The sequence below is a fragment of the Mycobacteriales bacterium genome, assembly GCA_030697205.1.
GTDB lineage: Bacteria > Actinomycetota > Actinomycetes > Mycobacteriales > SCTD01 > JAUYQP01.
The window spans coordinates 72,367-93,192 of sequence record JAUYQP010000045.1; the positions used below are offsets into that span (position 1 = coordinate 72,367).

21 protein-coding genes are annotated in these 20,826 nt (G+C 74.5%); 13 read left to right on the forward strand and 8 right to left on the reverse strand.

Features of this window, described 5'->3' with window-relative positions; genetic code table 11:
• Positions 1-181 precede the first annotated feature (181 nt).
• From Q8R60_14505 to Q8R60_14540, 8 genes are all read left to right on the forward strand, one after another.
• Positions 182-673, forward strand: a complete 492-nt coding sequence (locus tag Q8R60_14505) for a hypothetical protein (GenBank protein ID MDP3713683.1) — start codon at positions 182-184, stop codon at positions 671-673.
• A gap of 9 nt (positions 674-682) precedes the next feature.
• Positions 683-1,447 carry a metallophosphoesterase gene (locus Q8R60_14510; GenBank protein ID MDP3713684.1) on the forward strand — a complete coding sequence of 255 codons (765 nt, stop codon included), beginning with the start codon at positions 683-685 and terminating at the stop codon, positions 1,445-1,447.
• Between the two features lie 64 nt (positions 1,448-1,511).
• Entirely contained in the window at positions 1,512-1,946 is a 435-nt protein-coding gene (locus Q8R60_14515; GenBank protein ID MDP3713685.1) for an SRPBCC family protein, read from the forward strand.
• Positions 1,947-2,019: 73 nt separating this feature from the next.
• Entirely contained in the window at positions 2,020-3,204 is a 1,185-nt protein-coding gene (locus tag Q8R60_14520; GenBank protein MDP3713686.1) for an ArsA family ATPase, read from the forward strand.
• On the forward strand, positions 3,201-3,521 hold the full coding sequence (locus Q8R60_14525; GenBank protein MDP3713687.1) for a DUF5304 family protein: 321 nt from the start codon (positions 3,201-3,203) through the stop codon (positions 3,519-3,521). Before Q8R60_14520 ends, Q8R60_14525 begins: the two co-directional genes overlap by 4 nt.
• Entirely contained in the window at positions 3,518-4,462 is a 945-nt protein-coding gene (locus Q8R60_14530) for an ROK family glucokinase (protein ID MDP3713688.1), read from the forward strand. The genes Q8R60_14525 and Q8R60_14530 overlap by 4 nt, the downstream gene beginning before the upstream one ends.
• Before the next feature lie 4 nt (positions 4,463-4,466).
• Positions 4,467-5,399 carry a carbamate kinase gene (locus Q8R60_14535; protein ID MDP3713689.1) on the forward strand — a complete coding sequence of 311 codons (933 nt, stop codon included), beginning with the start codon at positions 4,467-4,469 and terminating at the stop codon, positions 5,397-5,399.
• Positions 5,396-6,025 (forward strand): endonuclease/exonuclease/phosphatase family protein, encoded by a 630-nt coding sequence (locus Q8R60_14540; protein MDP3713690.1) that lies wholly within the window; start codon positions 5,396-5,398, stop codon positions 6,023-6,025. Before Q8R60_14535 ends, Q8R60_14540 begins: the two co-directional genes overlap by 4 nt.
• 66 nt (positions 6,026-6,091) lie before the next feature.
• Here Q8R60_14540 and Q8R60_14545 read toward each other — a convergent pair whose 3' ends face one another.
• From Q8R60_14545 to Q8R60_14555, 3 genes are read right to left on the reverse strand one after another with little or no spacing between them, the layout of a single operon-like run.
• Entirely contained in the window at positions 6,092-7,324 is a 1,233-nt protein-coding gene (locus Q8R60_14545; protein MDP3713691.1) for a TIGR00300 family protein, read from the reverse strand.
• Positions 7,325-7,358: 34 nt separating this feature from the next.
• The gene (locus tag Q8R60_14550; GenBank protein MDP3713692.1) at positions 7,359-8,402 is read right to left on the reverse strand and encodes a hypothetical protein; all 1,044 of its coding nucleotides are present in this window, start codon (positions 8,400-8,402) and stop codon (positions 7,359-7,361) included.
• Positions 8,399-9,160, reverse strand: coding sequence for an alpha/beta fold hydrolase (locus Q8R60_14555; GenBank protein ID MDP3713693.1), 762 nt, complete (start codon positions 9,158-9,160; stop codon positions 8,399-8,401). The genes Q8R60_14550 and Q8R60_14555 overlap by 4 nt, the downstream gene beginning before the upstream one ends.
• A 141-nt stretch (positions 9,161-9,301) precedes the next feature.
• Here Q8R60_14555 and Q8R60_14560 point away from each other — a divergent pair, with 141 nt between their 5' ends.
• From Q8R60_14560 to Q8R60_14570, 3 genes are read left to right on the forward strand one after another with little or no spacing between them, the layout of a single operon-like run.
• On the forward strand, positions 9,302-10,039 hold the full coding sequence (locus tag Q8R60_14560) for a lysophospholipid acyltransferase family protein (GenBank protein MDP3713694.1): 738 nt from the start codon (positions 9,302-9,304) through the stop codon (positions 10,037-10,039).
• A gap of 7 nt (positions 10,040-10,046) precedes the next feature.
• Positions 10,047-11,129 carry a DUF5931 domain-containing protein gene (locus Q8R60_14565; GenBank protein MDP3713695.1) on the forward strand — a complete coding sequence of 361 codons (1,083 nt, stop codon included), beginning with the start codon at positions 10,047-10,049 and terminating at the stop codon, positions 11,127-11,129.
• Entirely contained in the window at positions 11,116-11,769 is a 654-nt protein-coding gene (locus Q8R60_14570) for a response regulator transcription factor (protein MDP3713696.1), read from the forward strand. The genes Q8R60_14565 and Q8R60_14570 overlap by 14 nt, the downstream gene beginning before the upstream one ends.
• 24 nt (positions 11,770-11,793) lie before the next feature.
• On the opposite strand, the gene Q8R60_14575 is transcribed toward Q8R60_14570, so the two are convergent.
• The 3 genes from Q8R60_14575 to Q8R60_14585 all read right to left on the reverse strand — a co-directional run bounded on the left by Q8R60_14575 (position 11,794) and on the right by Q8R60_14585 (position 17,640).
• Positions 11,794-15,195, reverse strand: coding sequence for an AAA family ATPase (locus Q8R60_14575; GenBank protein ID MDP3713697.1), 3,402 nt, complete (start codon positions 15,193-15,195; stop codon positions 11,794-11,796).
• A gap of 163 nt (positions 15,196-15,358) precedes the next feature.
• Positions 15,359-16,840, reverse strand: a complete 1,482-nt coding sequence (gene glpK, locus Q8R60_14580) for a glycerol kinase GlpK (GenBank protein MDP3713698.1) — start codon at positions 16,838-16,840, stop codon at positions 15,359-15,361.
• Positions 16,837-17,640, reverse strand: coding sequence for a DUF1028 domain-containing protein (locus tag Q8R60_14585; GenBank protein MDP3713699.1), 804 nt, complete (start codon positions 17,638-17,640; stop codon positions 16,837-16,839). Before Q8R60_14585 ends, glpK begins: the two co-directional genes overlap by 4 nt.
• Before the next feature lie 35 nt (positions 17,641-17,675).
• Between Q8R60_14585 and Q8R60_14590 the strand changes: the two genes are divergently transcribed.
• Positions 17,676-18,161 (forward strand): 3'-5' exoribonuclease, encoded by a 486-nt coding sequence (locus tag Q8R60_14590; GenBank protein MDP3713700.1) that lies wholly within the window; start codon positions 17,676-17,678, stop codon positions 18,159-18,161.
• Here the strand turns inward: Q8R60_14590 and Q8R60_14595 are convergent, their stop codons facing one another.
• Positions 18,162-18,599, reverse strand: coding sequence for a nuclear transport factor 2 family protein (locus Q8R60_14595; GenBank protein ID MDP3713701.1), 438 nt, complete (start codon positions 18,597-18,599; stop codon positions 18,162-18,164).
• Positions 18,600-18,707: 108 nt separating this feature from the next.
• A complete protein-coding gene (locus Q8R60_14600; GenBank protein MDP3713702.1) occupies positions 18,708-19,715 on the reverse strand; it encodes a septal ring lytic transglycosylase RlpA family protein in 1,008 nt (335 codons plus the stop codon).
• 72 nt (positions 19,716-19,787) lie between these two features.
• Between Q8R60_14600 and Q8R60_14605 the strand changes: the two genes are divergently transcribed.
• Positions 19,788-20,813 (forward strand): 6-phosphofructokinase, encoded by a 1,026-nt coding sequence (locus Q8R60_14605; GenBank protein ID MDP3713703.1) that lies wholly within the window; start codon positions 19,788-19,790, stop codon positions 20,811-20,813.
• The last annotated feature ends 13 nt before the right edge of the window (positions 20,814-20,826 follow it).

Below are 20,826 nucleotides of genomic sequence, written 5' to 3' on the forward strand. Positions count from 1 at the left end.
CTCGAAGGGCGCGACGGACCATGGGTCCGCCAGTGGGGCGCGTCACACGTCCCGTGCCGACCGTACAACGCGCGTGGCGCCCGCGTGACCTGTCTGCACAACCCGGCGCCGGACGGTTCAGCACGGCGCGTGCCGTGCCGATCTCCCGGGAGTGAGCTCCGACCTGGCCCAGACTGGTCCCGTGACCGACGGCACGCCCGAACCGCGGACGCCCGACCCGGCGTCCGCACCGCGCTGCCCGTCCTGCGGTGCGCTGGTGCGGGCCGACGCCCCGTGGTGCACGCAGTGCTTCTTCGACCTGCGGCCCGCGCCCGAGCCTCTGCCGGACCCCGCCCCTGCCGTGGCCGCCCGCGTGCCGGTCGCCCCGTCGTACCCCGATCCGCTGTCGGCCCCCATCGTGGACCCCCTCGACGGCCCCACCCCGGCGGCCGAGCCGCCCCGGGGCTGGCCGTGCGCGACCTGCGGTGAGACCAACCCCTTCGAGGCCACGGCCTGCCTGGCCTGCGGCGCAGGCTTCCTGTCGGCCGTCCGCGACGGCGAGGCCCCGCTGCTGATGCTGCCGGGTGTCGGTGACCTCACCCGGATGGGTCGGGGCCAGCGGCTCGCGCTCGCCGGCGGGGTCGTGCTCGTCTTCGTCCTGGTCACCCTCGTGATCGGCCTGCTGCTCTCGTAGGGTCGGTCCGTGAGGCTCGCGGTCGTCTCGGACGTGCACGGCAGTGCCGACGCGCTCGCGCGCGCCTCCGACGGCGTCGACGCGCTGGTCTGCCTCGGCGATCTGATCCTCTTCCTCGACTACCACGACGAGAGCGGCGGGATCTTCGCCGAGCTCTTCGGCGCCGAGGCCGCGCGGCGCCTGGTGCGGCTGCGCACCGAGCGGCGCTTCGACGAGGCCCGCGACTGGTCGCGCTCGCTGTGGGCCGGTGTCGAGGACCCCAGGCGGGCGATCGAGGACGCGGTGCGCGCGCAGTACGCCGCGCTGTTCGCGGTCATGCCCGACCCGACCTGGCTGACCTATGGCAACGTCGACATGCCCTACCTGTGGCCGGACTACCTGCGGCCCGGCCACACCGTGCTCGACGGCCAGACCGCCGTCATCGGCGGCAAGACCTGGGGCTTCGTCGGTGGCGGGCTGACCACGCCGATGCGCACGCCGTTCGAGGTGAGCGACGCCGACTACGCGGCGAAGGTCGCGGCGCTCGGCCCGGTCGACGTGCTGGCCTGCCACATCCCGCCGGACGTGCCCGAGCTGCTCTACGACGTGGTGGCGCGCCGCTTCGAGCGCGGCTCGGTGGCGGTGCTCGACTACGTCCGCGAGGTCCAGCCCGAGCTGGTGCTGTTCGGGCACGTGCACCAGCCGCTGCAGGCGCGGCTGCGGATCGGACGCACGGAGTGCGTCAACGTCGGCCACTTCCAGGGCACCGGGCGGCCCTTCCACCTCGAGTACTGACGTCCCGGCACGTCCGGGTACGCCCGGGTACTAGGGTCGGAGCACCCCTCAGGAGGAGTGCCACGTGGCCGACCAGGCGAGCTCGACCATCACCATCGACGCCCCGACCGACGAGGTCCTCGCAGTCATCGCCGACATCGCGAGCTACCCCGAGTGGACCGGGCAGATCAAGAGCGCCGAGGTCGTCGAGACCGGTGCCGACGGCAAGCCGTCGCAGGCCCGGTTCGTCATGGACGCCGGGGTCCTCAAGGACGAGTACGTCCTGGCCTACGACTGGCGCGCCGACGGCGTCAGCTGGGAGCTGGTCGGCAAGTCCACGGTGCAGAAGTCGCAGCAGGGCAGCTACACCCTCGCGGCCAAGGGCGGCGGCACCGAGGTGACCTACCGGCTCGCGGTCGACATCGCGATGCCGATGCTCGGCATGTTCAAGCGCAAGGCCGAGAAGATGATCATGGACTCCGCGCTGAAGGAGCTCAAGAAGCGCGTCGAGAGCCGCTGACCCGCTCGGATAGGTTCGGGCCTGCCCCCGAGCCCGGCACGCCCACCCGTCCGCACGACCGCAGGAGGCACGTGTGCGCGTCGTCCTGCTGACCGGCAAGGGCGGGGTCGGCAAGACCACGACGGCCGCCGCGACCGCTGTCCTCGCCGCTGCCCGGGGTCGCAAGGCGCTGGTGCTGTCGACCGACCCGGCGCACTCCCTCGCCGACGCGCTCGGGGTGCCGCTCACCGGCGAGCCGACCGAGGTCGACACCGGCCTCTACGCCATGCAGGTCGACGCGCAGGCGGCCTTCGAGCGCACCTGGCGCGACGTGCAGGACTACCTGCGCGCCGTCCTGCAGCGCGCCGGTGTCGACGAGCTGCAGGCCGAGGAGCTGACCGTCCTGCCCGGCGCCGAGGAGGTCCTCGCGCTGCTCGCGGTCAAGGACCAGGTGCAGTCGGGGCGCTACGACGTCGTCGTCGTCGACTGCGCCCCCACCGGCGAGACCCTGCGGCTGCTCGCGCTGCCCGAGGCGCTTCGCTGGTACGTCGAGAAGGTCTTCCCCGCGCAGCGCCGTGCCCTGCGCGCCGTGCGGCCGCTGCTGTCGCGGGTGGGTGGGCCGGTCGTGCCGGCCGACGGCGTCTTCGAGGCCGTCGAGCGGCTGCACCGCGACCTCACCGAGGTCCGCGAGGTCCTCACCGCGCCGCAGACCACCGTGCGGCTCGTGCTCACCCCTGAGGCGGTCGTCGTCGCCGAGGCCCGGCGCACCCTCACCTCGCTCGCGCTCTACGGCTACCGCGTCGACGGCATCGTCGCCAACCGCGTCTTCCCCGCGTCCGAGGACCCGTTCGTCGCCGGCTGGGTCGAGGCGCAGCAGCGGCAGCTCGAGGCCGTCCGCGCCGACTGCGCGCCCCTGCCGGTCGCGCTCTCGGCGTACTCCTCCTCCGAGCCCGTCGGGCTGGACGCCCTGCTGGCGCTGGGGGAGCAGCTCTACGCCGAGGACGACCCGGCCGGCGAGGTCGCCGTCGGCGAGGACCTCGTCCGGGTCGAGCGCAGCACCGACGGCTTCGTGCTGTCGCTCGCCCTGCCGCTGGCCCGGCTGGCCGACCTCGACCTCGCCCGCTCCGGTGACGAGCTCGTCGTCACGGTCGGGGGGCACCGCCGCGTGCTGGTCCTGCCGTCGGCCTTGCGGCGCTGCGTCGTCGCCGGTGCCGCTCTGGTGGGCGGTCGCCTCGACGTCCGCTTCGAACCCGACCCCGAGCTGTGGATGCGCCGGTGAGCGAGAGCGTGGGCAGCGCCGCCGAGGAGGCCGCGCGCCTCTTCTCCGCGCTCGAGGACTGGGCGCGCCACCGGGCCGGTGGTCTCGTCGACGACGCCCATCTGGCGACAGGTTCGGCGACCTGCCTCGTCTGCCCGGTGTGCCAGGCGGTGTCGGCACTGCGCTCGGTGCGACCGGAGACCGTGGAGCACCTGCTCGACGCCGCGGCGTCGTTCGTCGCTGCGCTGCGGTCCACCGTCACGGGCGCGGCCGAGGAGGATCACGCGCCGGCGCGGCCCGGGGTGCAGCACATCGACGTGCGGGAGGGGGACGCGTGACGCTCACCATCGGCGTGGACGTCGGCGGGACGAAGGTCAACGCCGGGGTCGTCGACGAGAAGGGACAGGTGCTGGCGCGCACCCGACGCCCCACGCCGACGGCCTCGCCGGGTGACGTCGAGGAGACGATCGCGGCCGTCGTGGCCGACCTGCGGGTCGAGCACGAGGTCGTCGCCGTGGGCATCGGCGCGGCCGGCTTCATCTCCGCCGACCGGGCCCGCGTGCACTTCGCGCCCAACCTGGCCTGGCGCGACGAGCCGCTGCGCGACGAGGTCGCGCGGCGGGTCGGGCTGCCGGTCGTCGTCGAGAACGACGCCAACTGCGCGGCCTGGGCGGAGTACCGCTTCGGCGCCGGGCAGGGCGAGTCGCACCTCGTCGTGGTGACGGTCGGCACCGGCATCGGTGGCGGCATCGTGCTGGACGGCGAGCTCTACCGCGGCCGGCACGGCATCGGCGCGGAGGTCGGCCACATGATCGTGGTCAGAGGCGGTCGGCGCTGCGGCTGCGGGCAGCACGGCTGCCTGGAGCAGTACGTCTCCGGTCGGGCACTGCTCCACGAGGCCCGCGAGATCGCCGACGTGCAACCCGGCTTCGGGGCCCGGCTGCTCGAGCTCGGCGACGGCGAGCCGGAGGGCATCGAGGCCCAGGAGGTGACGCAGGCCGCCGAGGAGGGTGACCCCGCCGCGCTGGCCTGCTTCGAGGAGGTCGGCAGCTGGCTGGGCCAGGGGCTGGCGGCCCTCGCCGCGGTCCTCGACCCGTCGGCCTTCGTCGTCGGCGGTGGGGTGTCCGAGGCAGGCGAGCTGCTGCTCGGGCCGGCCCGCCGGGCCTACCACGCCACCGTCACCGGAGGCGGCCACCGGCCGGTCGCGGAGCTGCGGCTCGCGTCCTTCGGCAACGACGCCGGCATGGTCGGCGCAGCGGACCTCGCACGGGTCCGCTAGCCGCGTGCGCGTCGTCGTCGCCCTCGGCGGCAACGCCCTGTCGCCCGCGGGCGGCGACGGCTCGGTGGAGGAGCTGCGCGCCGCGCTCCGCGCGACGGCCGAGCCGCTCGCCGAGCTCGTCGTCGACGGGGTCTCGCTGGTGCTCACCCACGGCAACGGGCCCCAGGTCGGCCGGATCCTGCTGCAGCAGGAGCTGTCCGCCGGCGAGGTGCCACCGATGCCGATGGACGTCTGCGGGGCCGAGTCGCAGGGCCAGCTCGGCTACCTGCTCGCGCAGGCGATGGACAACGCGCTGCGGGCGAGGGGGGTCACCGCCGGTGTGCTGACGCTCGTCACCCAGGTGCTCGTCGACGGGCGCGACCCGGCCTTCCGTCGGCCCGCGAAGCCGGTGGGTCCGTCCTACGACCGCCCGGTCGCGCAGCGCATCGCGCGCGAGAGCGGCCACGTCTTCGCGATCCAGCCGTCGGGGCGGTGGCGCCGCGTCGTCGCCTCGCCGCTGCCCGTCGCGCTGGTCGAGTCCGAGGCGCTCGTGGGCCTCGTCGCGGCCGGTCACGTGGTCGTCGCAGCGGGCGGCGGTGGGGTCCCGGTCGTGGAGCACGCCGGGCAGCTGCACGGTGTCGAGGCGGTCGTCGACAAGGACCGCACCGCGGCGCTGCTGGCCCGCTCGGTCGGTGCCGACCAGCTGCTCGTCCTCACCGAGGTCGACCGTGTGCAGGTCGGGTTCGGCACGCCGTCGGCGCGGCCGCTGTCGCAGGTCACCGTCACCGAGGCCCGCGCGCTGCTGGCCGCGGGGGAGCTGCCGGAGGGCTCGATGGGGCCGAAGGTGGAGGCGTGCATCGAGGTCGTCGAGGCCGGTGGGGGCGCGGCGATCGGGGCGCTCGCCGAGGTGGCGGCGGTGCTGCGCGGCGACGCCGGCACCCGCGTCGTACCCGGGTGAGGGTCGTCGGCTGGAACGTCCGGTCGCTGCGCGACGGCCGGTCGTCGGTGGTGCGCGTCGTGCGGTCGCTCGACCCCGACGTGCTGGTGCTGCAGGAGGCGCCGCGGCTCCTATTGTGGCGGCTGTCGCGGTGGTGGCTCGCGCGCGCGTGCGGGCTGCGGCTCGCGACGACGGGGTGGGCGGCCGGCAACGTCGTGCTGGTGCGCCCCGGGGTCGTCGTACGACGTCGGCTGTCCGTGCGGGTCCCCAAGCGTCCCGGGCTGCACCGGCGCTCTGCCGCGGTGGCCGTCGTCGAGGTCGGCGGGACGCTGCTGGCGGTCGCCGGCACCCACCTCGACCTCGAGCCGCGAGCCCGGCTCGACACCGCAGCGCGGGTGCGGGCCGCGCTGCCCGAGGGCCTCCCGCTCGTGCTGTCCGCGGACGTCAACGACGAGCCAGGGTCGGCGGCGTGGGCGGCGCTGACCGCCGGGCTGGTCGACGCCGGATCGGCCCTGACCTTCCCGGCGGGCTCGCCCCGTCGGCGCATCGACGCGCTGCTGGTGCGCGACCTCGAGGTCGTGGGTCACGACGTCGTCGATGTGGCGGGCGCCTCCGACCACCGCGCGCTGGTGGCCGACCTGCGCTGACGTCCGCTGTCTCGGGTCAGGGTGGTCGCCCTGGCGACACCGATCGACCGAGACGCCGCGCCGGCCTCAGACGGAGGTGAAGCCGGGGACGAGCTCGCGGGCGAGCTGCTCGAGGAACAGCCCGATGTCGGTGACGATGCCGACGGCCTGCGACGAGCCGCGGTCGGCCAGCTTGGTCACCGTGGCGGGGTTGATGTCGACGCACACCAGCGGGATCGACGCGGGCAGGATGTTGCCGGTCGCGATGGAGTGCAGCATCGTCGCGACCATGATCGCGAAGCCGACGCCGTGGAGCTCGGCGCGCATCGCGCGCTGACCGACGATGACGTCGGTGTGCACGTCCGGCAGCGGGCCGTCGTCACGCACCGAGCCGACGAGGACGAAGGTCTTCCCGCCCTTGACCATCGCGTGCATGATGCCGCGCGTCAGGATGCCCTGGGCGACGGCCTCGGGGATGGAGCCGGCGCGACGGATCGTGTTGATCGCGCGGATGTGGTGCTCGTGGCCGTGCTCGACGCCCCTGCCCATCGCGAGGTCGACGCCGAGCGAGGTGCCGTAGAGGGCCGACTCGATGTCGTGGGTGGCAAGGGCGTTGCCGGCGAAGAGCACGTCCACGAAGCCGGCGTCGACCAGGGCCGTGAAGGCCGGTGCCGCGCCGGTGTGGACGATGCCGGGGCCGCCGACCCACAGGACCTTCTGGCCGTCGGCCTTGACCTCGCGCATGCGCTGCGCGATCTGGCGCACCAGCAGGGCCTGCGGCTTCTCCGACGACACCGCCGAGCTCATGAACTCGAAGGAGTCCTCCTGCGTCGAGTGCTCGCGCACCGGCAGGACGACCTTGACACCGGAGGCCCCGCAGACGACCTGCTGCCCGGCGACGACGTCGGAGACCGGGACGGTGCGCACGCGCTCGCCCTCGACCACGAGCCCGCAGTCCATCTCCGGCTGCTCCACCGGCACCCACTGGCCGCCGAGCCGCACCACGGTCTCGAGGTTGGTCGTGGAGTAGAAGTCCTCGGGGAAGACCCCGTCGCGGTCGCAGGCCTTGAGGACCGCCTCGCCCGGGTCGACCATGTTGACGCCGTGCGTCTGCAGGCGCATGAGCAGCCGCTGGAGCGCGTCGTCGTCGTCGGTCGAGACGACGATGCGCGCGTAGGACTCGTCCTCGTGCTTCTTGCCGACGTCGAGGCGCTCGATGCGGTAGTCACCGCCGTAGGCGAGCACGTCGTCGAGGACCGAGGCGAGCACCCCCGTGTCCATAAGGTGCCCGCGGGCCTCCAGGGTCTCGCTGACCGTCACCGGTGCTCCATCCGTATGGGGGTCCGTCTGGGGGCTAGACGACCGCTCCGTCGTCGGGCCCGCTGTCCGTCGGTGGAGCATCGCGCACCGCGCTGACGAGCCCGAAACCGCCCCCCAGCATGAGGCCGAGCCCGGCCATCAGCGTGCCGAAGGTCTCGGCCTGCCGCAGCAGTGCAGGGGCGAAGGCCAGGAGCAGACCGAGTACGACGGCTGCCGCCGACAGTGCCGTGCGCGGCCGCACCCGCGGCAGGGCGGGCGGTGGCGGTGGGACGAAGTGGCTCTCGGCGCGGGCCTGGTCAGCCTCGTCCTCCTCGATCGCGTCGGGCTCGAGCCACGCCGGGAGGTCGCTGTCGGACCCGTCCGTGCGATCGGTGCGATCGGTGCGGTCGCCGTGGTCGGAGCGGCGGCGCAGCCGCGGGACGCGGTCACCGTCGTCGCTGCGGCTGGACCGCTCGGGGGAGCGGCTCGGTCCGGCGGTGAGGTCCTCCGAGACCGGCCACGGCGGCACGGGGGAGTCGTCGGTGCGCTCGAAGCCCGCGACGATCTGCGTGAAGAGCTCGTCGGGGTCGGTGCTGCGGGTGCCCTCGGGTGAGACCGCGCCGGAGTCGCCCGGGGCCGCGTCGGTGGTCGCGACAGCGGGCGACTGGGTGGGCGGGGGTGCGGGTGACGGTGCAGGTGACGCCGCGGCCGCGGGTGCGTCGGGGAGCTCCGGGGGCTGCAGCACCCGGTGAGCGGCGTGCCGGGGCACCGCCTGCACCAGGCCGTGCGCGGTGGCACCAGGCTCGTCCTCGGCCAGCAGCGCGGTGAGGTCGCGCACCTCCGAGGCGACGACGTCCCGAGCCAGGTCGGCACGGCCGGGGTCGACCCACAGCCGGTCCAGCGGCCGGGACGGCAGGACGACCGAGCGCACGAGCGGCTGGGCGTTGCCGGCGGGCTCGACGTAGGCCGCGACCCCCGCGGAGCGCAGGCGGTCGAGAAGCGCCTCGGACAGCCGCGGGTCGAGGTCGACGAGCGCGCCGAACTCCGCGGCGGCGAGGCCGTTGGCGCGCCGACCGACAGGGGAGTCCGGGCCGGTCACGGCCGACCGGCGGGGGCGTGCGCGGTGACGAACTCCAGGCTCTCCGCGAAGATCCGCGGCGCGTCGTTGTCGAGCGTCGCGACGTGGTAGCTGTCCTCGAGCACGCGCTCCTCGACGTCCTTGCCGGCGAGGCCCTCGAGCAGCAGCCGGCCGCTGACGGCAGGAACGACGTGGTCGACGGCGCTGCGGAAGGCGAGCACCGGGCAGCTGATGCGCTGCAGGTCGCCGCGCACGACGGGCCAGGCCTGCTGGAAGGAGTGGGCGGCCTTGAGGGGCAGCTTGGGGTAGGCAAGCTCCACCGGGCCGGGCTTCTTGATGTCGCTGCCGATGCCGGGGAAGGCGCCGACGAGGAGCTTGGCGACGGGGAGCAGCTTGGCGTCCTTGCGGTCGGTGGCGAGGGAGGCGTTGACGGTCACCACGCCGGCGACGTCGGACCGCTGCTCGGCGACGCGCAGGGCGAGCGTGCCGCCCATCGACAGGCCCATGACGAAGACGGTCGCGCAGCGCTCACGGAGCTCGTCGTAGGCGGCCTCGATCGTCGCGTACCAGTCGGACCAGCCGGTGGCGTTCATGTCCTGCCAGCGGGTGCCGTGGCCCGGCAGGAGCGGGACCCGCACGGACAGGCCGCCCTCGGTGTGCAGGTGCTCGGCCCAGCCGCGGACGGACTGCGGGCAGCCGGTGAAGCCGTGGCTGATGAGGACCCCCACGGGGCCTTCTGCACGCAGGTCGATCGGCTCGGCGCCTGGCAGGACGGGCACTACTGCTCCTTCGTGGACGGGTCCCTCATGGTCGCACGCGACCGGGGGGTGGCGCGGCGGCCGCGCGGGTGGTCCGTTGCCCGGCGGGGCCGCGGACGACTAGGGTCGGAGTCTCCGGGGGGCGTCAGGGAGGTGTCGAGCGTGGGCTACTGGATCGTCAAGGCGATCTTGGCGCCCATCCTGCGGCTGATGTTCCGGCCCTGGGTGGAGAACCCCGAGCACTTCCCGACCGAGGGCGCCGCGATCCTCGCGGGCAACCACACGTCGTTCCTGGACAACTTCCTCATCCCGCTGGTCGTGCCGCGCAAGGTCACCTTCCTCGCCAAGAGCGACTACTTCACCGGCACCGGCATCAAGGGCAGGCTGCAGAAGTCGTTCTTCGCGGGCGTGGGCATGATCCCCATCGACCGCTCCGGGGGTGCGGCCAGCGAGGCCGCCCTCAACACCGGCCTGAAGGTCCTCGCGGACGGCAACCTGCTCGGCCTCTACCCCGAGGGCACCCGCAGCCCCGACGGTCGGCTTTACCGCGGCAAGACCGGCGTGGCCCGGATGGCGCTGGAGGCTGGGGTCCCGGTCGTGCCCGTGGCGCTCATCGGGATGTTCGACGTGCAGCCCGCCGGCCGGATGATGCCCAAGATCAAGAAGGTCGGGGTCCGGGTCGGCAAGCCGCTCGACTTCAGCCGCTACGCCGGCATGGAGGGCGACCGCTTCGTGCTGCGCTCCATCACCGACGAGATCATGTACGAGCTCATGATGCTGTCGGGCCAGGAGTACGTCGACACCTACGCCACGAAGGCGAAGGCCGAGATCGAGGACGCCCGCAAGGCCGCCCACGAGTCCCTCGTCTCCGACGCCCCCCGCCAGCGCCGGGCCTCCTGACACCGCGGTGACCGCCGCGCGGCTCGACACCGCGCTGTGGCGCGCCGTCGCGGTCTACCGCGCCGCTGCCTGGCTCTACGCCGTGGGCTCGCTGGCCGCGTCCTACGACGTGCTGGCCCGGCCGCGGCTCGGGGTCGCGGTGCTCGCCGGGATGGCTGCCTGGACCGTCCTCGTGACCTGGTTGTGCTCCGACGCGCGCCGTCGGCGCTGGCCGCTGCTGGTGCTCGACCTGGCGCTGACCGTCGCCGCCCAGCTGTCGTCGCTCCTGGTGCTGTCGGCGGCGCGCATCGATGCCGGCGATCCCACGATCACGGTTTCGTGGGCGGCAGCGCCGGTGCTCGCGTGGGCGGTGTGGGCCGGGCCGCTCGGCGGGCTCGTGGCCGCGGCCGTCGTCGGCGCCGGCGCCGTCGTGGAGCGGGGCGCCCTGCCCCAGGCCACCGCCAACAGCGTGGTGCTGCTGCTGCTGGCGGGCTCGGTCGTCGGCTACGTCGTGCAGCTCGGCCGGCGCGCCGAGCACGCCCTCGCCGAGGCGGTGCGGCTGTCGGCGGCGGCCACCGAGCGCGAGCGGCTGTCGCGACAGGTCCACGACGGCGTCCTGCAGGCCCTGGCGCTGGTGTCGCGCACCTGCGACGACCCGACCCTCGCGCGACTGGCCGCTGACCAGGAGGCCTCCCTGCGGCGCCTGGTCGCCGGCCCCGCCGAGGCGCTCCCCGCCGGTGACCTCGACCTGCTGCCGCTGCTCCCGCACGGCGCCGACGTGGAGCTGGCCGCCCCCGCGGGCGGGGTGGCACTGCCGGCCCGGGTCGCGACCGAGCTGGCCGCGGCCGTCGCCGCCGCGGTCGACAACGCCCACCGCCACGGCGGCGGGCGGGCGTGGCTGCTCGTCGAGGACGAGGCCGGCGAGGTCACCGTGACCGTTCGGGACGACGGCCCCGGGATCGCCACGGGTCGGCTCGCCGAGGCTGCCGCCGCAGGCCGGCTCGGGGTGTCACGCTCGGTGCGCGGACGGGTGGAGGACCTCGGCGGCAGCGTCACGGTCGTGAGCGAGCCCGGTCAGGGGACGGAGGTGGAGCTGCGTGTCCGACGCTGACCCCGTGGCGGGGGCCCCGCTGCGCGTGGTCGTGGCCGACGACCACCCGATCTGGCGCGACGCGGTCGAGCGCGACCTCGCGGCCGCGGGTCTCGAGGTCGTCGGTGTGGCCGGTGACGGCGAGAAGGCCGTGCGGGTCTGCGCCGCCACCCGGCCCGACGTGCTCGTCTGCGACCTGCAGATGCCCGGGATGTCAGGGGTCCAGGTCAGCGCGGCGGTGGTCCCGACAGGCGTGCGCGTGCTCGTGCTGTCCGCGAGCGGTGAGCAGGCCGACGTGCTCGAGGCGGTGAAGGCGGGTGCGATCGGCTACCTCGTGAAGTCCGCCTCCACCGACGAGCTCCTCGACGCCGTACGCCGGACCGCTGCGGGCGAGGCGGTTTTCACGGCGGGCCTCGCCGGGCTGGTCCTCGGTGAGTACCGCCGGACCGCCGAGGACGACGGTGCGCCCCGGTTGACGCCGCGCGAGACCGAGGTGCTGCGGCTGGTCGCGAAGGGCCTCACCGCGAAGCAGGCAGGCGAGCGGCTGGGGCTCTCGCACCGCACGGTCGAGAACCACGTGCAGTCCACGCTGACCAAGCTGCAGCTGCACAACCGCGCGCAGCTGGTGCGCTACGCCGTGGAGCAGGGCCTCACCGACTGAGAGGACGCACGGACCGGGCGCCGGTCAGACCGGAAGGGGGCGCTCGATCCAGTGCAGCAGCCGCTTGGCCCCGGAGCGGCTGACGAAGGCAAGGGTCTCCTGCTCCAGTCGCCGGGCGGCTGGCTCGTCGCCGGCGGCCCACGCGGTCTTGACCGTCGCGGCGGCGGCCAGCGCCCGGCCGCTCGCGTCAGCGATCCGCTCGTGCAGCGCCACCGTGAGCAACGCCTGCTCCAGTGCCTCGGCCGGCCGTCCCTCGAGCGCGAGCCGCGCCGACCGGCACGACGCGAGCGAGGCCTTCACCCACAGGGTCGGTCGCCGAACGGCTTCGAGCCGCTCCGCGACCCGCTGCAGCCGACGGCCGCCGTCCTCGCGGGCGAGCGCGATGACGGAGAAGGTCGTCGCGGGCAGCCACTCGCGGGCACCGCCGCCGATGCCGTGGCGGTCCCAGTCGTCGACGAGCTCGTCGAGGAGCTCCACGGCCTCCTCGTGGCGGTGGTCGAGCAGTCGGCAGGCGGCCACGAGGGCCAGCACCGGGCGGACCAGCTGGGGGAAGCCGCCGTGGCGGACGGCCCGCAGCGCACGGTCGAGGTCGTCGGGCGCGTCGTCACCGCGGAGCATGAGCAGCCAGGCTCGCAGCACGACGAGGTGGACCTCCCAGTGCGCCGCGTCACCGCTGTCGTCGAGCAGCTCGTGGGCGAGGTCGAGGGCGGCGTCCCAGTCCCCGTCGTAGTAGGCCTGCAGCGCCTGGTCGGCGAGGCTGGTGGTCGAGGTCAGCGACAGCCCGAATCCCTTGCCGTGGGTGCGCAGCTCGGCGAGCAGCCCGTAGCTGCGGCGCAGCTGCCCCTCCTCCTGGAGGGTCGCGGCCAGGTTGTTCATGGCCCGTGCCGTGGCGCGCAGGCGGTGGTCGCGGCAGAACTGCAGGGCCTCTGCCTGGTCTGTCATGCCCTGCTCGTCGCCGGTGAGGTAACGCGCGCAGCCGAGGGTGATCAGGGCGTTGGCCTCGATCTCCTGCAGCCCCAGCTCCCGGCCCATCGTGCGCGCCCGCTCGGCGAGCTCGGCGGCGCTGTCGAGGCGGTGCGCGAGCATGTCGATGCGGGCCAGCTCGACGAGCGCGCTGGCCTTCTGCTCGCTGTCGGGCTGGTCGGTCAGCAGGTCGAGGGCGCGGGAGACGTGCAGGCGCGCCTGCGCCTCCTCGGCGCGGAACCACTCGATGCGGCCGAGCAGCGTCTCGGCCCGGGCGGCCTCGGCGAGGTGGCCCAGCTCGAGCAGGGCCTCTCCGGCGGCAGCGATGCGGGCCGGGCCGCCGCTGTCGTGGAACTCGTGCTGGGCGTGCAGGAAGAAGACCTCCTCCGCGAACAGCACCGCCTGCCAGTGCCCGAGGGACTCCCGCTCGCCGTGCCAGAGCATGACGGCGCGCTGCGCGAGGGCGTGGGCGGTGCCGATGGACTGCAGCCGCAGAGCGCGCTCGGCGGCCGTCGTCAGGGCGCTCCGGGCCTGCTGCGCGTGCGGCTCGGTGTCGAGCCCCAGCGTCGCGGCGAGCTCGAAGACCGAGGTCCGGTGGTGGGCCTGCAGCTCGGCGACGTCGTCGCCCCGGTGGGCGGCGAGGCGGTCCAGCCACCCAGCGCAGCGCTCGTGGTGCGACAGCCGCACGACGCGCGAGATGCGGTGGTAGGCGGCGTCTCGGACCAGCACGTGCCGGAAGGCGTACTCCGCCTCGCCCTCGACGGCGGTGGTCGGAGCCCGCCGCACCACCTCGCGCTGCTCGAGCGAGTGCAGGCAGGTGCGCACCAGGTCGAGGTCGGTGTCGGCGACGGCCGCGACGGCGCCCTCCCAGAACACCTCGCCGACGACCGCGGCGGCCGAGACGACGAGCCGCTCGGCCGGGGTGAGCAGGTCCAGCCGGCTGTCGACGACGCCCTGCACCGAGTCGGGCAGCGGGAGCGCGTCGAGGGTCGAGGCGTCCATGCCGGTTGTCGCGGCCGGCTGCAGCTGGTCGCGCACGACGACCCCGGAGTCGACCAGCATCCGGACGTACTCCTCGGCGTACAACGGATTGCCACCCGACAGGTCGATGAGGCGCTCCTGCAGCGCGGCCGGCAGGACGGTCTGGCCCAGCAGCCGGGTGAGGACGAGGGCGGTGTCGCGCTCGTTGAGGGGGGCGAGGGTGAGGGTGAGGGCGTCGCGCAGACCACCTGACCAGTCGGAACGGCGTCGCAGCAGCTCCGGTCGCGCGGTCGTGACGATGAGCAGGGGTACCGACGAGGCCGCCTCGGCGAGCTGCTGCACGAAGTCGAGCAGCGCCTCGTCGGCCCAGTGCAGGTCCTCCAGCACGAGCACCGTCGGCGCGTCCTCGGCGAGCGCAACGAGGTAGCGCCGCCAGGCGCTGTGGGCCTCGGCGGAGTCGGGCGACCCGGTCGGCAGCCCCAGGAGCGTCGCGAGGCTGGCGGTGACGCCGGCGACACCAACGGGGTCGAGGCTGCGCCCGAGCAAGGAGTGCACCGAGGTCTCGAGCCGCAGCCCGGCCACCGTCGCGGAGTCGGTCTCGAGGATGCCGGCCTGCGCCTTCACCACCTGGCCGAGTGCCCAGAACGCCACGCCCTCGCCGTAGGGGAGGCAGTGCCCGGACCTCCAGCGGACCAGCGCCGGCAGAGCGGGGGAGTCGAGGAACTCCTTGAGGGCCCGGACCAGCCGGCTCTTGCCGATGCCGGGGTCGGCCACCAGCGTGACGAGTTGGCAGCGGTTCTCCTGCACAGCCCGTTGCAGTGCGCCGGTGAGCAGGGCGACCTCGGGCTCGCGACCGACGAGGGGCAGCGTGTCGACGACGTCGTCGGTGCGGGCCCGGATGCGCGTCGCGACCCAGGCCTCCAGGGGCGCGGAGCGGCCGGGCACCGCCACGGCGCGCTGCTCGCCGTAGTCGACGGACGAGGCCGTCGCGCGGTGCGCCAGGGGACCCACGAGCACGCCACCCTCGGGGGAGGCGGACTGCAGCGCGTCGGCGAGGCCGGCGACCTCACCGGTGACGAGCGCCTCGCCGTGGGTGTCGTCGAGGCGCACCAGCGCCTCACCGGTCGCCACGCCCACCCGCGCCGTCACCGCGCGGCCGTCGGACAGGGAAAGCCCGGTCAGCGAGCGCTGGACCTCGAGGCCGGCGCGGACGGCACGGTAGGGGTCGTTCTCGTGCGCGACCGGCGCGCCGAACACCGACACGACCGCGTCCCCGACGTACTTCTCGACCGTGCCCCCGAAGGCCACGACGGTGTCACGCACGGTCTCGAAGAAGGCCCGCTGCGTGCGCTGCAGGTCCTCGGGGTCGAGCGCGTGCGCGGCGGCGGTGAAGCCGACGAGGTCGGCGACGAGGACCGTGACGGTACGTCGCTCCTCCCCGAACGGCCCCGGTCCCTGATCGCCCGTAGCAGGGGGTCGCAATCCCTCACCGCACGCGCTGCAGAAGGCGGCGGTCGGGTCGACGGCCTCGTCGCAGCCGGGACAGCGGGCAGGCAGGGACGCCCCGCACTGCCCGCAGAATCGCGTCCCCGACGGGGTCGGCGAGGAGCACGACGGGCACAAGGCACCGATGGGGCAGATCGTGTCAGCCCGAAGGGTGTTCTGACCAGCCCCGGGAGCGCTCGACGGCCCGCAGCCAGCGCGCGTGGCCGCCGTCGTCGCGCGCGCCCGGGACGGGCTCGAAGCGCCGGTCGAGGCGCCAGGTCGCCGCGAGCTCGTCGCGGCTCGACCACACGCCCGCCCCGAGCCCGGCCAGGAACGCCGCCCCGAGGGCCGTCGTCTCGAGCACCTCGGGCCGCTGCACCGCCACACCGAGCTGGTCGGCCTGCAGCTGGCAGAGCAGGTCGTTCGCGGACGCGCCGCCGTCGACGCGCAGGTCGGGCAGCGAGAGCCCGGCCTCGTCGGTCATCGCGTCCACGACGTCGCGGACCTCGAAGGCGATCGCATCCAGGGTGGCCCGCGCGAGGTGCGCTCTCGTCGTACCCCTGGTGATGCCCAGCACCGTGCCCCTCGCGTCCGGGTCCCAGTGGGGGGCGCCGAGGCCGGTCAGCGCGGGCACGAAGACGACCCCGCCGCTGTCGTCGACCGAGCGGGCCAGCGCCTCGACCTCGCTCGCCGAGCCGATGAGCTGCAGGCCGTCACGCAGCCACTGCACGGCCGCGCCGGTGACGAAGACCGCGCCCTCGAGAGCGAAGGTGGTCGTGCCGTCCGGGTCGCGCCACGCCACCGTCGTCAGCAGCCGCTCCGAGAGCACCGGTGACGTGCCCGTGTTGACCAGCACGAAAGACCCGGTGCCGTAGGTGCACTTGCTGCTGCCCGCGTCGTAGCAGCCCTGGCCGAACAGCGCGGCCTGCTGGTCGCCGGCGATGCCGGAGATCGGCACGTCGAGGCCGAGGAAGCTCTCGGGGTCGGTGCGCGCGAGCTCGCCCCACGAGGGCACGACCTCGGGAAGGGCGGACAGGGGTACGCCGAACAGCCCGCACAGCTCCTCGGACCACTGGCCGGCGCGCAGGTCGTAGAGCAGGGTGCGGCTGGCGTTGCTCGCGTCGGTGACGTGGCGGCTGCCGCCGGTGAGGCGGGCGACGACGTAGGAGTCGACGGTGCCGACGGCCAGGGCGCCGGAGGTGACGCCCTCCCAGGTGGCGCGGTCGTGGCGCGAGAGCCAGGCCAGCTTGGTCGCGGTGAAGTAGGGGTCCAGGCGCAACCCGGTCAGCTCGGCGACCCGTGGCTCGTGTCCGGCCTCGCGCAGGTGCTCGCACAGGTGGGTGGTGCGGCGGTCCTGCCAGACGATCGCGCGGCGCGGGGCCGACAGCCGCTGCCGGTCCCAGACGACCGCGGTCTCGCGCTGGTTGGTGATGCCGACGGCGCGGACCTCCTGCCCGAGCAGGGCCTCCCGGCAGGCGCGCAGCGTCGAGACCCAGATCTCCTCGGGCTCGTGCTCGACCCAGCCGGGCTGCGGGAAGTGCTGCGGGAACTCCTGGTAGCCGCGGCTGACGACAGCGCCGTCCTCGGCCACGACCAGCGCGGTGACGCCGGTGGTGCCGACGTCGATCGCGAGCACGCTCACGGGGTGGCCTCCCGCAGCTTGCCCAGGACCACCGGGTCGATGGCGCCGTCGACCATCCGCTCCTCGTAGTTCTCGACGCCCGCCCAGGAGTCCAAGCTCGGGTGGCCGAGCCGGGCGAGCCGCTCAGCCACCTCCGCGGCGAGGTCGCCCTCGAGCGGCAGCGTCGAGCCGGGCTTGCCGAAGTAGAGGTCGTAGAGGTCGAGCAGGCGGGCGAGCTCGCCCACCGGCTCGGGGTGGTCGTCGACACGGACATCGACGAGGACGTCGCTGCCGCCGCCGTAGCCGCCGCCCTCGGAGACGACGTAGAGCGCGGCGCTCTGCTTGCCGCGCCGGTCCCCGCCGGCGGCGTCGCCCGCGGTGAGGGCCGCGACGAGCCGGTGGGCCAGGGGGCCGTTGCTCGCCTCGAACGCCTCGGCCATGGCGTCGACGACCTCAGGGCCGGTGAGGATGTTGCCCTGCACGGCCCACCCGTCACCGGTGCGCCCGCCCGCCCAGGGGTGGCAGCCCGGCCCGGTGAAGGTCGCGGCGCCGCCGTCGCGGTCGACGACGCCGGCCTGCCGCTCGTCGCGGCCGTCGTCGGCGCCGGTCAGCGCCTCGAGCACCTCCTGGGCGCCGCGGCCCTCGGCGAGCAGCGCCAGGCCGTCGGGGCGGTAGCGCAGGTTGGCGGCCGCCTGGGTCGCCACCGCGCCGGCGCCGAAGGCCGCCGCCGGCACCGCCGCACCCACCGCGAGGAACTTGCTGGCCACCGCCACACCCCACTGCGCGCCGTCTGCGGACCGGGCCACGATCGAGAAGGTCATGCGCGGCAACCTATCGGCGCCCCTACGGTGGGCGGGTGAGGTTCTTCTACGACGCCGAGTTCGGCCGCACCGCGCCGGACGTCACCCTGGTGTCGATCGCGGTCGTCGCCGAGGACGGGCGCGAGTACTACGCCGTGTCGAGCGAGTGGGACCCGCTCGAGGTCCACCCCTGGGTGGCGGACAACGTCGTACCCCAGCTGCCGCCCGCCTCGACCTGGAAGAGCCGCTCGCTCATCCGCGACGAGCTGGAGGCCTTCCTCGGTCGCGACGTGGAGCTGTGGGCGTGGTTCGGCGCCTACGACCACGTCGCGCTGTGCCAGCTGTGGGGCGACATGCCCTCGCTGCCCCGGGCGGTGCCGCGCCTCACCCTCGACGTGCGCCAGCTGTGGCAGCACCTCGGACGGCCGCTGCTGCCCAAGCAGGAGGGCGGGCTGCACGACGCGCTGGCCGACGCCCGCCACGTGAAGGTGAAGTTCGACGCGCTCGCCGAGCGGGCATACCTGCTCGGCCTGGAGCTGTAGCTACCGCGTGAGGTGCGCGTCCGCGGCGGCCTGGTCGTAGGCAAGGGTCTGCGTCGCGCGGGCCTTGCCGTCCGGGGTCATCTCCTGCACCAGCACGAAGCGGTTGGTCTGCGTCTGACCGGCGATCGTCGAGGTCGAGTCGTAGATCGCGCACGCGTGGGCGTCGTCGGCGAGCACCGACACGACCTGCATCGAGATCGTCCCGCCGGTCCGCTCGAACAGCGCGCCGAACATGCCCGAGATCGCGTCCCAGCCGCGGTAGGTCCCGGCGAGCGCGGAGGTGCCGGCGTTGGTCCACACGGCGTCGTCGGTCATGGTCGCGCGGATCGTGTCGAGGTCGCCGCGCCCGAAGGCCGCGAAGCCGTCTCGGAGCACCTTCGCGTTCGGGTGCTCGGTCGTGGTGACGCTGAGGTCCTTCGCGGTGCGGGTGGTCGGCATCGTTGCCTCCAGGGAGGTTCCGGGTCGCGGCGCGGGCCGTCGCGGCCTCCACCCGCGACCGTCCCACCGCCCGCGTCCGCTGCCTGTCACCCGCCCGGGTGACGGCCCTCAGACGGGCGCGAGGACCTCGATGACGACGCTCGCGACGCCGTCGTAGCCCAGGGCGCGCGAGCCCGCGCGGGACATGTCGAGGATGCGCGGACCGACGTAGGGCCCTCTGTCGTTGACCAGGCAGCTCACGGCCAGGCCGGCCCGCGACACCCTGATCACGGTGCCGAGCGGCAGCTGCTTGTGGGCGCAGGTGAGCCGCTCGGGGTCGTAGGGGTTGCCACTCGCCGTCGGGCTGCCGACGAAGCCGGGGCCGTACCACGACGCGAGGCCCTCGAGGACCGCGCCGGTCGGGGCGTAGCCCTGCGGGTAGCCGGAGCCGGCCGCCTCGACGAGCGCGATGACCGGTGCCTCGCGCTCAGCGGCCCGCTGACTGCGACGGGTCTGCGCGGGGGTCAGCGCCACGGTGACGGTGGCGCTGACGGCGTCGAGGGCAGCCCGCGCCGCGGCCAGCTGCGCCTTGACCTGCTCGTCCCGGGCCAGCCGCTCGGCCTGCGCCAGCAGCACCCGGGCACGCTCCTGGGCGGTGAGCACCGCCACGGACCGGGCCCGCAGGGAGGCGCGGAAGGCAGCCGCACGGGCCCGCAGCGCGCGCACCTGCTCCGACTCCTGGGTGACCGCGTCGACGAGGTCCTGCTCCACCTGCACGGCCGCCTCGGCACCGGCCGCCGCGATCCGCTCGAGCCCGGGCGCGGCCAGCGAGCGCCGCAGCGACCCGAGCGGGTCGGGCCGGGACAGGACGTAGACCTCACGGACCCGCGCCTCGAGGTCGGCGCGCGCCGCGTCCTTGTGCTCCTCGAGGTCCTGCAGGGCGATGCGCAGCCCCCCGTCGCGCGCGGCGGCATCCGACAGCTCGTCGGCGAGCCGCTGCGCCTCGGCAGTGACGGCCGTCAGCTCGGCCTGCAGCCGGGGGAGGTCCCGCGCGGACACCGGCCGGGTCTCGGCCGACGCACCGAGCGCGGGCACGAGGGCGACGGCCGCTGCCAGCGCGATCAGGGCAGCAGCCATCGTCGTACGCCGAAGGGCCACACCTGCCTCTCGACGCGTCCGACCGCGGTCTTGACCGAGTACGGTCCGCCCATGCGCATCGGAGTGCTCACCGGCGGCGGCGACTGCCCCGGCCTCAACGCCGTCATCCGCGCCGTCGTCCGCAAGGGCGTCGAGGTCTACGGGCACACCTTCGTCGGCTTCCGCGACGGCTGGCGGGGCCCGCTCGAGGGCGTGACGATGGAGCTCGGGGTCCCGCAGGTGCGCGGCATCCTGCCCCGCGGCGGCACGATCCTCGGCAGCTCGCGGACCAACCCGATCAAGGTCGACGGCGGCGTCGAGCGGATCGAGAAGAACCTGCGCGAGCTCGGGGTCGACGCGCTGATCGCCATCGGCGGCGAGGACACCCTGGGCGTCGCGACCCGGCTCGCCGCTGCCGGCCTGACTGTTGTCGGGGTCCCGAAGACCATCGACAACGACCTGGGCGCGACCGACTACACGTTCGGCTTCGACACCGCCGTGCAGATCGCCGTCGACGCCATCGACCGGCTGCACACCACCGCCGAGTCCCACCACCGCGCGCTCATCGTCGAGGTCATGGGCCGTCACGCCGGCTGGATCGCGCTGCACTCCGGCCTCGCCGGCGGGGCCAACGTCATCCTCATCCCGGAGCGGCCGTTCGACATCGACAAGGTCTGCGCGTACGTCCAGGCCCGCTTCGAGCGGCACTTCGCGCCGATCATCGTCGTCGCCGAGGGGGCGCAGCCGGCCGAGGGCACGATGGAGCTGCAGACCGGTGAGCTCGACGCCTTCGGCCACGTCCGGCTCGGTGGCATCGGCCAGGTGCTCGAGCGCGAGATCGAGGCCCGCACCGGCTACGAGTCGAGGCAGACCGTGCTCGGTCACGTCCAGCGCGGCGGCACCCCGACGGCGTACGACCGGATCCTCGCGACCCGCTTCGGGCTGCACGCCATCGACGCCGTCCACGAGGGCGACAGCGGCGTCATGGTCGCGCTGCACGGCACCGACATCGTGCGCGTGCCGCTCGAGGAGGCGACCCAAGAGCTCAAGCTGGTCCCGCTCGAGCGCTACGCCGAGGCCGAGGTCTTCTTCGGCTGACGGGCGTCGCCCC

Excerpts from the sequence above, each read along its gene's own strand:
- Q8R60_14585 (MDP3713699.1), bottom strand. The coding sequence starts at position 17,640 with ATGACCTTCTCGATCGTGGCCCGGTCCGCAGACGGCGCGCAGTGGGGT.
- Q8R60_14595 (MDP3713701.1), bottom strand. The coding sequence starts at position 18,599 with ATGCCGACCACCCGCACCGCGAAGGACCTCAGCGTCACCACGACCGAG.
- Q8R60_14600 (MDP3713702.1), bottom strand. The coding sequence starts at position 19,715 with ATGGCTGCTGCCCTGATCGCGCTGGCAGCGGCCGTCGCCCTCGTGCCC.
- Q8R60_14605 (MDP3713703.1), top strand. The coding sequence starts at position 19,788 with ATGCGCATCGGAGTGCTCACCGGCGGCGGCGACTGCCCCGGCCTCAAC.